We start from the raw sequence: 12,394 nt of genomic DNA on the forward strand, positions 1-12,394 counted from the left end.
AATGGGTCGAAGGCGAGGTCAGGCCTGAAAACCCCGTAGATTCTGGGGTGCATCTGCACGACGGCCTGCAATGAGTACCGCAGACATCGGACGATGCTGCCCGTTTCTGGTCGGTTTCGAGAGGTTTCCGCGATGCACGCGGCCTCTGATTCGTCGCCTACCGGCGATTCGCCGGATCGGCCGGACCTCGCCTGGTCCGCGCCGCCACCTCGACGGCCTCCCAGGCTTGGCGCAATTCCACCAGGCTGTCGATGATCCGCTGCAGATTCTCGCGCATATGCGGACGGCCATGGGCGCGCAGAGCGGCCAGGATTAGTGCGTTGTAGGTCCCGAACACCTGCTCGGCGACCACCCCGCCCCGCGCCGTGTCGAGGTGCAGGCTCAGCCCGCGCAGGATCGCGACAGCGCGGGTCAGGTGGCCATGCCCCTCCTCGAAGCAGCGCGCCTCCTGGGCCTGCAACGATTTCTGCAGATAGCTTACGGCCCCGTTGAGCAGCATGATGACGGCGCGCAGCGGCGGAACCGCCACCGCCGCACCACGATAAGCCTGACTTGCACGTTGCGCCGTCGCATTCTGGGTCATCAGTTACTCGAACTCGCGTTGAGGAGGGCTTTCAGATAGGTCAGTGTGTTGTTCGCGCTTTCGATCGCCGCCTGATATTTGGCGTATTGCGCCGTGAGCTGGGTCTGAAACGTTGCGGCGGCGCTCTTGATGTCGTTCGCCTTCGTCGTCAGCGTCTCGTCACGGGACGTCAGGTTGTCGATCAGCGTCTGCAGCGACCCGGTGCTCGACGAGGCCGTCTTCGCGATCTGGTAGAGCTGCGTGGCGAGCCCCTGCGTCGAGGTCACCGTGATCGACTGCGACGTCGAGCCGCTATAGGTGAAGGCCATGCCGGCATAGATCGTTCCGGAATTGCCGACGATCGTGTTGCCACTGACGGTGAAAAACGAGCTGTCGCCCGCCACCGAAGCAGCCGTGAGATTGCCGGACGAATCCACCGTGAGATCCAGCGAAAATGATTGCGGGGACGTTCCGGTATTGACGACGCTGAGCTGGCTCGACGAGGTCTTGGTCTGCGCCGACAGCAGCGTCGTGACACCGTCGAGATTGGTGCTGAGGATCGTCGACAGGGTGCCGGTATCGAGTTCGAGCTCGTTCTTCTCGTTGAAGGACAAGCCGAGGTCGGCCATCGTCAATCCGCCAACCGAGGTTCCCAGCACGGCCTGAAGCGTGTTCATGATGTCGCGCATCGTGCCGTCGCCGAACAGCGCCGCGCTGGATGCGGCCGTTCCGTCGGAGTTCGTGGTCTGCTGCGCGATGACAGCATCCCGGAACGCGTTGTAGTTGGTGACGAAGGTCTGCAGCGCCGAGGAGATCTGGCTCGTATCCGTGCCGATGCTGATATTCAAGGTGGTCCCGGACGGCGTCGCCTGCAGCAGGTCGAACGTCACGCCGCTCAGCACATCGGAGATGTCGTTGGTATCTCGCGTCAGACTGATGCCGTCGAGCGTGAATTCTGCCGCCTGAGCCGTCTGCAGCACCGTGGCAAAGGCGCCGGAGCTGTCGGTCACCCCGAGCTTGTTGAGGATGTCTTCGCCGGACGAGCTTGCGTAGGTGATATCGGCGGCGTCCTGCGTGCCTGTGAGCACCAGCTCATACGACCCGCTCGAGACCTGGACGATCGACGCCTCGACATTGGTCGTTGAGGTCTGGGCATTGATCGAATCGACCACGTCCTGCAGCGACATGTCGCTCGTGATCGTGATGTCGGACGTGCTGCCGCCGGACAGGCCGAGCGAGAACGTGCCCGCATAGCCGAGCGCAGCAGTCTGGCTGGACTGGGTCGCTCCCGCGACCTTGTGGGCGGTGGCGATCTGGCCGATCGTCAGCGTGTGACTTCCGGTCGCCGCTCCGTTGTTCACCGACATCGACAGGGCCGACGACGCGCTGACGTCGCCGGTCGCGCCGATGGTGGCGGACCGGGTCGCGAAGGCGTTGGTCGCGAGCGAGTTCACCATCGACGTCGCCAGCGACGACAATCCCGACGACAGCGTCTTCAGCGCCGTCTGCAGCGTCTGATATGCGGTTATCTTGGCCTGGTTGGACGTGATCTTGGTGGAGATCTGGGTCGCCTGGGTGAGCTTGGCATTCACCGCGGACTGGATCAGCGCCGTCCAGTCGATCGTGCTGGTGGTACTCGTCCCCGACGTGGTCAGCGAGCTGCTCGCACTCGTCGACGAGGATGACGACGACGCCGTGCTGCTCGTGCTCGAGGTCGCGCTGCTCACGGTCATTCGACACCCTCCGCAGAAAGACCCGGGCCGGCCTGACGCCGGCCCGGCAGATCACGGCTCAGCCCAGCAGCTTCAGGAGATACTGCGGGATCTGGTTGGCGGCCGCTTCAGCGGACACGGCGGCCTGGGTCTTCACCTGGGCCGACGACAGCTTCGCCTGCTCCGAGGCGATGTCCACGTCCTTGATCGCCGAATTGGCGGACTGCAGGTTCTGCGTCTGCGTCGAGATCGAGTCGGACGAGAAGTTGAAGCGCGATTCCTGGGCGCCGATATCGGCGCGCGCCTTGGAAACGGTGTCGATGGCGGTGTCCAGCGCGGTCAGCGCGGTGGTCGCGCCGGCCTGCGTGCTGACGTCGAGCGTGGAGACGCCGAGCGTGGCCGAGGTCAGATCCGACAGCTTGATGTTGATCGTGTCGGTCGCCGACGAGCCGACCAGAACCGAGACGCCGGCCGAGAACGTGCTGGTGCCATCGAGCAGGCTCTGGCCGCTATAGCGCGTGCCGGTCGCGATCGAGTCGATTTCGCTGATCAGCTGCGAGAATTCCGACTGGATGTAGGTGCGGCTGGTTCCGACCGTCGTGCCCGAAGCCGATTCCGAGGCGAGCGACTTCATGCGCGCCAGGATGTCGCTGATATTGGACGCACCGCCGTCGGCCGTCTGAAGAATCGACGTCGCCTGGGCCGTGTTGGTCGCCGCCTGCTGCAAGGTGGTGATATCGGACGAGATGCGGGTCGAAATCGCCAGACCGGCTGCGTCATCGGACGCCGATGTGATGCGCGAGCCGCTCGACAGCTTGGAGAGCGAGCTGGTTTCCTGGTTGGAGTTGATGTTCAGGTAGCGGACTGCCGAGTTGGCGGCGATGTTGGTCGAGATGGCGGGCACGGTGAGAACTCCATGAGTGATCGGCGGCACGCGCCGGATCCGGGAAGGGACTGACGGTGCGGATCAGCCCCGTCTGTCCGATCAAACGGAGCGACCTGCCGGCATCAGGCGCAAAATCTGCAGCACCGGAACGCTCATGGTTAGCAGTCGGTGAAGGCGCCGCGGATGTCGCGCTCGTAGCGCCTCAACATGTCGCGCAGCTGCTGGCGCCCGCGCTTGAGAAGCGACTCGACCGCGGCGACGGTCGTATCCATCACCCCGGCGATCTCGGCGTTGCTCATGTTCTCGTGATACGAGAGGATCACCGCGATGCGCTGCTGCTCGGGCAGACGCTGCATTGCCGCCTCGAGAAGGTCGCTCATCTCGGCGCGCTCGATCACGCTCGCCGCATCCGGCTTACCGTCGGCCACTTCGGGCACGACGTCGACATTCTCGGTCCGAGGCTTGCGGCGGATGTCGATGCAGCGGTTGCTGACGACCCGATAGAGCCAGGTCGAGAACTTCGCCCGTCCATGCTGCCAGCGCCCGCGATGGGTCCACACCTTCAGCATCGTGTCCTGCACGACGTCCTCGGCATCCGCCGCATTGCCGACGATGCGGAGCGCAATCGCATAGGCACGGTCGATGTGGCGCTCGACCAGCAGGCGAAAGGCGAGTTCATCTCCGGTTGCCAAGCGGTCGAGCAGATCGCTGTCCTCGTCGAGCACGACGGCTTCGCCCGGCGGCATGCAGTCGGGTACGGTGCTGACCGATTCGCTCCACGGCACGCTTGCGGCCGCGGCAGCCGCCGGCTCGCTCGGCGTGACGCCTTCGGCGGGGGCACAGACGTCCAGCGCGTAGCTCATTTCCGCATCTCCAACCCGCAATGCCGAATGCGCTGGCCGCAGACGGCTTCCGATCGTTGAACGCCACGAACGGAATTATCAGGCGGAGTATTTGCGTGATTTCTCAAGTGCTTACATGGAACGTTTTGCCTAGCGCCAGGCAGTTTTTGCCGCCTCCCGATCAAGCACCAAACGTTCATCGAGCTCGTTGAGCCGCTAGTCGGCATGACAGAATTCATTCCGGAGGACGACGCCAGCAGGAGAAAACGCAGCGATCACGCGTACTAACAACGCACACGAGCCGTGTCCGACATGAACGATGTGGAATGGCTCCATCCGGATTCCGCTGCCCGACGCCGATCGGGCCCCGGCAATTTTTTCCGAATCATCGAGAAGAAACTACCTGATTTTTTGACTCTGTCAGTCACCCGAGAGAGCGATGTTCGCATCTTGTGACGATTTTTTTCGATATCGCGCGCCTGATCTTTCGAACTCATCCGTTGTAGTCACAACAGAGATGGAGTGACGCGACCTGCGCTTTGCGCCAGGCGCCGTTGCTGCATGTGTGCATTCGTGTCCAACCGCTCCGCCAGTGTTGCTGATTGTTTCGATGAACATCGGCGCTACGAGCCGAAATGTTTGTAGCAACATTTCGAAACGCCACTCGCGCGCTCCGTGCCGAACCGCGACTGCACGCGCATCGCGGCATCTACGCGATGACGAGAGATCGATGCGCCTGATTGGCCGGCGTGATCCGTTCTATTGTGCAGGAGGATCCGCATGACTGGACGAGACGCAGAGGCTATCGATTCCGACCCCGCGCAGGACTTGCGCGCGTACGGCGTCAGACTTGGCCGGCAACAGGAACGGCGCGTACGATGGCTGTCGCAGACATTCGGACCTGTTGCGCCCTGGAGCGATCGCGTCTCTGCTCGCGAGAGCCGCACCATGGTCGTGATCGATCCGCCGACCGGCGCGGGAGCCGAACTGCTGTACGGCTCGCTGAACCGGCGCGACGTGGTCTTGATCCCGTTCGGCGAGAATCCGGCATTCGACTTCCTGAAATCGAAGCTCACGGAGTTTGGAACCGTCGGCGCATCGGCCGAGGGCCCGCACCAGCTCTGGTGGGGCGGCCTCGCGTGGCCCATATCGAAAGTGACGGGTGCAGAATGCGCGCCGCGCATCGTGTCCTGCCATCCCAGGACCTTGGGCGACCTACACGTCTATCACCTCAGACGCTCGCTCGAGCGGCTCGGACTTGCGTTCGACATCGAGGCCGTCGAATGTCGGGACGGACAGCACCTGACCGCGGCGGACAAGGCAAACTTCATCGCACGCATGTGGCAACGGCACGGCGGGCGGTTGCTCTACGTAGATCCCGACGTGATGTTTCAGGCGGCGCCCACCCTTCCCCATCTTGCCGGCTGCGACTTTGCCGCCCACAAATGGAACGGCTGGGAGATGTCGGCGCGCACGCTGTATTTCGGTCCGTCGAAGGCGGCCGCTGCGATGCTCAGAACGTGGCAGGAGATCGCATCATCCTGCCCGGATGTCTGGGACGGTTATCTGATCGATCAGGCCTGGAGTGCCGCGAGCTCCCAGATCGCGCTCGACACCGTCTGGCTGCCGCGCTCCTACCACGCCATCGCCGGTGAAGCTGCGAGCCGCGATGCAACGATCGTCCACAACTTGAAGCCTTTGATCGGCGAACTCGGTCCTGATCCGGAATTTGCTGCGATGGTCAGGGCGGCACGCCGGGCCGGCCGTGCAGGTCCAGCGGAGTCGCTGCTCGTCCTTGGCTCTGAAGCCAACTCGGACAAGGCCGTCACCGTGATCCTGCTCGACGTGGCAGGCAGCGCGCGCGCAGTCGCTGACAGCATCGATGCGCTGGCGCGCGCCTTCACCGCCCGTTGCGGCGGCTTCGCTCGATTCGAGCTGTCATTGTGCTGTTCGCAGCCGGAGGTTCACGCCGCACGTGCAGCCGCAACCGGCGCCGGCAATTTGGTGGTCGAAATCGTGACCGGGCAGGAGCTGGCGCCCAATCTATTTCAAGCCATCGCGGCAGCAGACGCCACACAATCCTCCACCAATATCAGGGCTTATCGCCGCTGAGGACAGACGAGGCAGACCATGTTCGACACCATCATCCTTCTGACCGGCAGCCGCGATCAGCACCTCGCGCTCACCGCCTTGCTGAGGGCTCACAACTCTGCCCTTTCCTTTCGCTGCGTGGTCACTTTGGCGGAGCTCGAGGCCATCGAGTGCGATCTGCTCGGCAGATCACGGCTGCTCGCCTTCACGACCAGCGTGATCGTGCCAGCTGACATTCTCTCGGCGCTCGGCCACGGTGCCTACAATTTTCATCCGGCATCACCCGACTATCCAGGCTGGGCGCCGGCTCATTTCGCGATGTACGATGGCGCGACACGTTTTGGCGCAACGGCGCATGCGATGGAGGCGCGCGTCGACTGCGGCGCGATCGTCGGCGTCGAGACCTTCGACGTGCCGAATGGACTTGACGTGCGCGGTCTCGAGCAGATGGCTTTCGTGCGTCTCGCCTATTTGTTCTGGCGGATGTCGCACGACCTCGCCTGCCATGCCGGCCCGCTGCCGGCGCTCGCCGTCGGCTGGAGCGGGATCAGGAGCACGAAGCGGATGTATGCCGGGATGTGCTCCATGCCAGCCGATATCGGCGCCGCCGAAATGCAGCGCCGCATCCGCGCATTCCACGACGATTTCCGCGGCATTCCGCTCACGCTCACTTTGCACGGCATGAGGTTTCAGCTGCAGGGCGACGCGCCCTCGCCCGTGGAGCCGGTCACAGTCGACGCGCCCGCGCTGGCGCTGGCGTCGTGAGCTAGCGCTTGAGCGGCTTGATCACGGACGGATCGAGCCGCCTTTCCCAGCCGTGACGCTCCAACTCGGGATCGTCGTGCTCCTCTTGCGGCCAGCCGATGCAGAGATAGGCGATCAGTGTCCACTCCGACGGCAATGCGAGATCGCGAGTGACCGCCGTGGGATCGAGGATCGAGACCCAGCCAACACCAAGTCCCTCCGCGCGCGCCGCGAGCCAGAGCGTCTGAATGGACGCGACCACCGAGTAGCGCAGCATTTCCGGCATCGTGGCGCGTCCGAGACGATGGCCCGTCGGGGCGCCCTCGTCGGCGCACACCGCAAGATGCACGGGCGCCTGGGTGAGGCCTTCGAGCTTGAGGCCGGCGTAGAGCGCGCGACGCTCGCCGTCATAGCCGGCCAGCGCGGCCTGGTTCGCGCTCTTGAAATTCTCGACGATCGCGCTTCGGCGCTCCGGGCTTTCGACGAGCACGAACCGCCAGGGCTGGCAGAAGCCGACCGACGGCGCGTGAGCGGTGAGCGCCAGCAGCGCATCGAGCAGCTCAGGAGGGACCGGATCAGAGCGAAAGCGGCGGACGTCGCGGCGCCAGCGCACCAGTTCGGCGAAGCGTTGCCGGAAGGCCGCGTCGAATGTCGGTGAGCTCGAACCGTGATCGCTCATCGCTCGCCCCCGCTCAGGACATGCAGGAATGATCCCGTCACCGAGCCGCGCCGGGCGCCGCGCTCGGCGATGGCCAGATCCGATGCATCGCGACAGTCTATCAGCGGATCGTCGGCTTCGCTCAGGATCGTCGCATAGTGGAATTCATGGCCGCGGACGGATGCGCCCTTCCGGCCCAGGCTGCAGTCGGCCAGCAAGGTCGCGTGGCGATAGCCGAGATGCAGGCGGCGCTTGCCGAACGACGTCTCGAGCGCCAGCAGCCCGGCCATCGCGTGCCGCAGGCCCTGGGCATCCTCTAGCCCGGTGCCCAACATCATGTAGCCGCCGCACTCGCCGTGAACGGCGGCACCGCGCCTAGCCATGCTGCGCAAGCCGTCGATGAAGGATCGCGCCGACGCCAATCGCCCCGCATGCAGTTCGGGATAGCCGCCCGGCAGCCAGACCGCATCAGCCGCCGGATCAGGCGCTTCGTCGTTCAAGGGCGAGAACGGCACGATCTCAGCGCCCGCGGCGCGCCAATGCTGCAGGAGATGCGGATAGCTGAATGAGAAGGCGGCATCGGACGCCAATGCGATGCGCTGCCCCGGAGGATCGATGCCGAAGCGCGCTGCCGGGGATGGATGATCCGTGCCGCGCATCGGTTGCGCCAGTGCAAGCACCACATCCAGGTCGACGGATGCCGTGATGCAGGTCGCGAGGCGATCGAGGTGAGGCTCGATCGCCGTGATCTCCTGCGCCTGCACGAGGCCAAGGTGCCGCTCCGGCAAGGTCAGTTGCGCATCGCGGGCCAGCGCGCCGAGCACCGGGATTCCGACGCCGGCAAAGGCCGGCGCGATCAGCGCGCGATGCCGCGCGCTGGCGACCCGATTGAGGATCACGCCGGCCACATGAACGTCGTTGCGAAAGCGCGCGCAGCCGAGCGCGACGGCCGCGGCGGTCTCGGTCTGGCCGCTCACGTCGAGTACGAGCACCACCGGCCAGCCCAGCAAGGCTGCGAGATCGGCGGCCGAGCCCCGGCCCGCACGCCCCGGCTGCGGCGCGCCATCGAACAGGCCCATCACGCCCTCGACGACGCAGATGTCGGCGCCATTGCCGGCATCGGCGACGAGCCCCGTCAGCTGTGGCGCCGACATCGCCCAGCTGTCCAGATTGTAGCTCGTCCGCCTTGCGGCGACCGAATGAAAGGCGAGATCGATATAGTCGGGGCCGCACTTGAACGGCTGCACGGCCGTGCTGCGCGCAGCGAACGCGCGCAGAAGCCCGAGCGTGATCGTCGTCTTGCCGGCGCCGGAGCGCGGCGCGGCGATGATGATCCCCTTCGGCAAGCCCGCCGTCATGGCCGGAGCACCGCCGCGCGGCTGCAAAATGTGCTATGCGGTCGGGCATGATGGAACTGGCGGATCCGCCGAACCGACCACTGAAGCGTGGCTGGACCACCGGCAGCTGCGCGACCGCGGCCGCGCGCGCGGCCTATGAGCTGCTGATCACCGGCAGCTGTCCCGCGATGGTCGAGATCGCCCTGCCCGGCGGACGCCGCGTCAGCTTTGCAGTGGCCATGCACGAGACCGGCGATGGAAACGCGACGGCCGGCGTCGTGAAGGACGCCGGCGACGATCCCGATGTCACCCATGGCGCGCTGATCAGGGCGACCGTGCAACGTGGCGCGGCGCGCTCCGGCATCATTTTTCGCGCGGGTCCCGGTGTCGGCACGGTAACACGGCCGGGGCTGCCGCTGGCGCCGGGAGAGCCGGCGATCAATCCGGTGCCGCGTGAGATGATCGCGGCTACAATCAACGAGGCCGCCGCCGCGCACGGCGCGACGCGCGACGTCATCGTCGAGATCTCCATTCCGGGCGGCGAGGAGCTGGCGAAGAAGACGCTGAACCCGCGGCTCGGCATCGTCGGCGGCCTCTCCATTCTCGGCACGACCGGAATCGTCGTGCCCTTCAGCTGCGCCGCCTGGATCCACTCGATCTATCGCGGCATCGACGTCGCACGCGCCACTGGGGTGCCGCATGTGGCGGGCGCGACCGGGAGCACCTCGGAGAAAGCCGTCCAGCAGCTCTATCAGCTGCCGGACACGGCGCTGATCGACATGGGCGACTTCGCCGGCGGCATGCTGAAATATCTGCGGCGCCATCCGGTCGCGCGCGTGACGGTCGCCGGCGGCTTCGCCAAGATGACCAAGCTCGGCCAGGGCCTGCTCGATCTGCATTCGCGCGCCGGCGAGGTCGATCTCGGCTGGCTCGCCGGCGTGCTGCAAGCCGCAGGCGCGCCGGATGCGCTGGTCACGGCCGCCCGCAATGCCAACACCGCGTTGCAGGTGCTGCAGGAGGCCGAGCGGGCCGGATTTCCCGCCGGCGACATCGTCGCCCGCGCCGCGTGGCAGACGGCGCACCGTGCGCTCGGCAAAGACGACATCGCGCTCGATATCGCCGTGTTCGATCGCGACGGCCGGCTGGTCGGACGACATCACGGACCGGCTCACTCGCCCCTCCCGCGAAAACGCCGCTGATAGTCGGCGTCATACAGGGCGCTGTTGCGGAAATCGTCAGCACCGATCGCGCGACCAACCAGGATCAGCGCGGTGCGTTCCATGGCCTGCGCCGCGATCCGGTCGACGATGGTGGCGAGCGTGCCGGTCACGATGACCTGGTCCGGCCAGCTCGCACGATAGACAATGGCGACCGGACAATCGTCGCCGTAATGCGGGCGCAGCTCGGCTGCGACCTTGTCCAGGACATGGATCGAAAGATGGATCGCGAGCGTCGCGCGCGACTGCGCGAACAACGCCAGTTGCTCCGTCTCGGGCATGGCGGAGGCACGGCCCGACGTCCGCGTCAACACCACGGTCTGCGCCAATCCCGGCAAGGTCAGCTCGCGGCCGAGCGCCGCGGCCGCTGCCGAGAAGGACGGCACGCCGGGTGTGATCGTATAAGGAATCTTCAGCGCGTCGAGGCGCCGCAACTGCTCGCCCAACGCGCTCCAGATCGAAAGATCGCCGGAATGCAGTCGGGCGACGTCTTCACCGGCGGCAGTCGCCCGCGCCATCTCGGCAATGATCTCGTCGAGGGACAATGGGGCGGTGTCGACGATGCGCGCGCCGGGCGGACAATGCGCGAGCAGCGCCTTCGGCACCAGCGAGCCCGCGTAGAGACAGACCGGACAGCGTGCGATCAGATCGCGGCCGCGCAAGGTGATCAGGTCTGCTGCGCCCGGTCCGGCGCCGATGAAATGGATGGTCATCGGCCATCCTCCGCAGCACCGTCGCCCGCTGCGACGGCGCAGGTTGCTGACGCGTTGGCAATGCGCGGCAGAATCAGGCGCGCGTTGCGACCGGCGGCCGCTAGCGCTGCGGTCTCGGCGACCGAGGGCAGACCCTTGAGGCGCTGCACGCGATCGCTTCGCGTGGAGGCAAGACCGGCAACGAGCTTGAGATCGCTCGTGTCGAGGCCAAGCAGCGGCCATCCGCGCCGCTTGGCGGCGTCAATCAGTCCGGGCTCGCGCAGCTTGTCTGTTGCAGTCGCGACCACGGCGACATCGCCGGCGGCGAGGCACGCGGTGTCGAGCGCCTGGGCGATGACCGCTTCAATGTCCGCGGCAATGGCGTCGCGGCGGCAGCCGATCCCCAATGCGATCATGGCTTGCTCACCCGCCATTGCGTCACCGGCATCGCCTGTCGCCAGCCATGCATGCGCCCGACCGGCTCCACGCGCGACACCGCAACCCGGATCAGCTCGCCGCCATGCTTGTCGAACAGATCGATCAGACGCGCCTCGCCTTCGAGCGAGATCACGTTGGCCACGAGCCGGCCGCCCGGCTTCAGCTGCGACCACACGGCTTCGAACACGCCCGGCACCGAGATCCCGCCGCCAATGAAGGCCGCATCCGGTCGTTCGAGATCCGCGAGAACCGCCGGCGCGCGCCCCAGCACCACCTTGAGATCAGGCGTGCCGAGCGCGAGCGCGTTGCGCATGGCGCGGTCGGCGCGGTCCTGCCGCGCCTCGATGCCGATCGCGCGCAGCGAGCCGTGACGCAGCAGCCATTCGATCGCCACCGAGCCGGATCCCAGCCCGACGTCCCACAACAGTTCGCCCGGCCTCGGCGCCAGCGCTGACAGCGTCACCGCACGGACGTCACGCTTGGTGATCTGACCGTCATGGTCGAACAGATCATCGGCGAGACCCGCGGCGAGCGGAATCACCGGCGCATCGGGTTCGGCTTCCACTTCGATTGCGAGCGTCGTGAGCGGATGGATGTCCGACATATCGAAGCCCGCGGCCACCGTGGTGCGCACGCGCTCCTGCGCGCCGCCGATCGCCTCCAGCACCGTCAGGCGCGAGCGCCCCATGCGGCGTGACGTCAGCAACACCGCGAGCTTTCCGGCCGTCGTGCCGTCCCAGGCCAGCGCCAGGATCCGGGCGCCCGGCGTGAGGTGACGGATGATGCCTTCGAGGGCGCGGCCATGCAGCGTGACCTGGGCGACATCCTGCAGCGCCCAGCCTAGCCGCGCCGCGGCAAGACTGAACGCCGAAGGCTGCGGGACGCACAGCATGTCCTTCGCCGCGAAGCGCTGCATGAGCTGCTTGCCGACGCCGAAGTTGAAGGGATCGCCGCTCGCCAGCACCACGACCGGCTGTCCTTCGCGCGCGGCGATCTGGTCGAATGCCAGCTGCAGCGGGCTCGGCCATGCCAGCCGCTCGCCGCTGATCAGCGACGCAGCCAGTTCGAGATGACGCACGCCGCCGACCACCAACTCCGCCTGTGCCACGAGACGCTGCGCATGCATCGAAATACCATCGACGCCGTCCTCGCCGATGCCGACGATGGACAGCCAGCGCTTGGCGTTGCAAGTTGCGCCCGGATTCACCATGGACC

General features: G+C 66.1%; 12 protein-coding genes. 3 read left to right on the forward strand and 9 right to left on the reverse strand.

The genetic code is table 11. The annotated features are described in order from the left end of the window. Nucleotides 1–157: 157 nt before the first annotated feature. The 4 genes from fliS to ACQR1I_RS22080 all read right to left on the reverse strand — a co-directional run bounded on the left by fliS (nt 158) and on the right by ACQR1I_RS22080 (nt 4,023). Nucleotides 158–583, reverse strand: coding sequence for a flagellar export chaperone FliS (fliS, locus tag ACQR1I_RS22065; protein ID WP_434870991.1), 426 nt, complete (start codon nt 581–583; stop codon nt 158–160). Further along, nucleotides 583–2,295 carry a flagellar filament capping protein FliD gene (gene fliD, locus ACQR1I_RS22070; RefSeq protein ID WP_434870992.1) on the reverse strand — a complete coding sequence of 571 codons (1,713 nt, stop codon included), beginning with the start codon at nt 2,293–2,295 and terminating at the stop codon, nt 583–585. The genes fliS and fliD overlap by 1 nt, the downstream gene beginning before the upstream one ends. A 58-nt stretch (nt 2,296–2,353) precedes the next feature. Then, the gene (locus ACQR1I_RS22075; RefSeq protein WP_009031916.1) at nt 2,354–3,178 is read right to left on the reverse strand and encodes a flagellin; all 825 of its coding nucleotides are present in this window, start codon (nt 3,176–3,178) and stop codon (nt 2,354–2,356) included. A gap of 140 nt (nt 3,179–3,318) precedes the next feature. Further along, nucleotides 3,319–4,023, reverse strand: coding sequence for an RNA polymerase sigma factor (locus ACQR1I_RS22080; RefSeq protein WP_434870993.1), 705 nt, complete (start codon nt 4,021–4,023; stop codon nt 3,319–3,321). A gap of 759 nt (nt 4,024–4,782) precedes the next feature. Here ACQR1I_RS22080 and ACQR1I_RS22085 point away from each other — a divergent pair. Together ACQR1I_RS22085 and ACQR1I_RS22090 are read left to right on the forward strand one after the other, a co-directional pair. Next, entirely contained in the window at nt 4,783–6,114 is a 1,332-nt protein-coding gene (locus tag ACQR1I_RS22085; protein ID WP_434888839.1) for a hypothetical protein, read from the forward strand. An 18-nt stretch (nt 6,115–6,132) separates the two neighbouring features. Then, on the forward strand, nt 6,133–6,858 hold the full coding sequence (locus ACQR1I_RS22090; RefSeq protein WP_434870994.1) for a formyltransferase family protein: 726 nt from the start codon (nt 6,133–6,135) through the stop codon (nt 6,856–6,858). Nucleotide 6,859: 1 nt separating this feature from the next. Here the strand turns inward: ACQR1I_RS22090 and bluB are convergent, their stop codons facing one another. Continuing rightward, a complete protein-coding gene (gene bluB / locus ACQR1I_RS22095; RefSeq protein WP_434870995.1) occupies nt 6,860–7,516 on the reverse strand; it encodes a 5,6-dimethylbenzimidazole synthase in 657 nt (218 codons plus the stop codon). After that, nucleotides 7,513–8,853: a cobyrinate a,c-diamide synthase gene (locus tag ACQR1I_RS22100; RefSeq protein WP_434870996.1), complete on the reverse strand. Its 1,341-nt coding sequence runs from the start codon at nt 8,851–8,853 to the stop codon at nt 7,513–7,515. The genes bluB and ACQR1I_RS22100 overlap by 4 nt, the downstream gene beginning before the upstream one ends. A gap of 47 nt (nt 8,854–8,900) precedes the next feature. Between ACQR1I_RS22100 and ACQR1I_RS22105 the strand changes: the two genes are divergently transcribed. After that, nucleotides 8,901–10,031, forward strand: a complete 1,131-nt coding sequence (locus ACQR1I_RS22105) for a cobalt-precorrin-5B (C(1))-methyltransferase (protein WP_434870997.1) — start codon at nt 8,901–8,903, stop codon at nt 10,029–10,031. Here ACQR1I_RS22105 and cobM read toward each other — a convergent pair. The 3 genes from cobM to cbiE are packed head-to-tail and all read right to left on the reverse strand — an operon-like array spanning nt 10,001 to nt 12,389. Next, complete coding sequence (gene cobM / locus ACQR1I_RS22110; RefSeq protein WP_434870998.1) at nt 10,001–10,762, reverse strand: precorrin-4 C(11)-methyltransferase; 762 nt, start codon at nt 10,760–10,762, stop codon at nt 10,001–10,003. The two genes, ACQR1I_RS22105 and cobM, sit on opposite strands and share 31 nt — an antisense overlap. Beyond that, on the reverse strand, nt 10,759–11,157 hold the full coding sequence (locus tag ACQR1I_RS22115; protein WP_434870999.1) for a cobalamin biosynthesis protein: 399 nt from the start codon (nt 11,155–11,157) through the stop codon (nt 10,759–10,761). The genes cobM and ACQR1I_RS22115 overlap by 4 nt, the downstream gene beginning before the upstream one ends. Beyond that, nucleotides 11,154–12,389: a precorrin-6y C5,15-methyltransferase (decarboxylating) subunit CbiE gene (gene cbiE / locus ACQR1I_RS22120; protein ID WP_434871000.1), complete on the reverse strand. Its 1,236-nt coding sequence runs from the start codon at nt 12,387–12,389 to the stop codon at nt 11,154–11,156. Before cbiE ends, ACQR1I_RS22115 begins: the two co-directional genes overlap by 4 nt. Nucleotides 12,390–12,394 lie beyond the last annotated feature (5 nt).

The sequence above is a fragment of the Bradyrhizobium sp. HKCCYLS2038 genome (assembly GCF_051167655.1).
In the GTDB taxonomy this organism is placed as follows: Bacteria; Pseudomonadota; Alphaproteobacteria; order Rhizobiales; family Xanthobacteraceae; genus Bradyrhizobium.

Bases quoted from the DNA above. Each gene is read 5' to 3' on its own strand.
- ACQR1I_RS22115 (WP_434870999.1), bottom strand. From the start codon at position 11,157: ATGATCGCATTGGGGATCGGCTGCCGCCGCGACGCCATTGCCGCGGAC.
- ACQR1I_RS22090 (WP_434870994.1), top strand. From the start codon at position 6,133: ATGTTCGACACCATCATCCTTCTGACCGGCAGCCGCGATCAGCACCTC.
- fliS (WP_434870991.1), bottom strand. From the start codon at position 583: ATGACCCAGAATGCGACGGCGCAACGTGCAAGTCAGGCTTATCGTGGT.
- cobM (WP_434870998.1), bottom strand. From the start codon at position 10,762: ATGACCATCCATTTCATCGGCGCCGGACCGGGCGCAGCAGACCTGATC.
- bluB (WP_434870995.1), bottom strand. From the start codon at position 7,516: ATGAGCGATCACGGTTCGAGCTCACCGACATTCGACGCGGCCTTCCGG.
- ACQR1I_RS22080 (WP_434870993.1), bottom strand. From the start codon at position 4,023: ATGAGCTACGCGCTGGACGTCTGTGCCCCCGCCGAAGGCGTCACGCCG.
- ACQR1I_RS22085 (WP_434888839.1), top strand. From the start codon at position 4,783: ATGACTGGACGAGACGCAGAGGCTATCGATTCCGACCCCGCGCAGGAC.
- fliD (WP_434870992.1), bottom strand. From the start codon at position 2,295: ATGACCGTGAGCAGCGCGACCTCGAGCACGAGCAGCACGGCGTCGTCG.
- cbiE (WP_434871000.1), bottom strand. From the start codon at position 12,389: ATGGTGAATCCGGGCGCAACTTGCAACGCCAAGCGCTGGCTGTCCATC.
- ACQR1I_RS22105 (WP_434870997.1), top strand. From the start codon at position 8,901: ATGATGGAACTGGCGGATCCGCCGAACCGACCACTGAAGCGTGGCTGG.
- ACQR1I_RS22100 (WP_434870996.1), bottom strand. From the start codon at position 8,853: ATGACGGCGGGCTTGCCGAAGGGGATCATCATCGCCGCGCCGCGCTCC.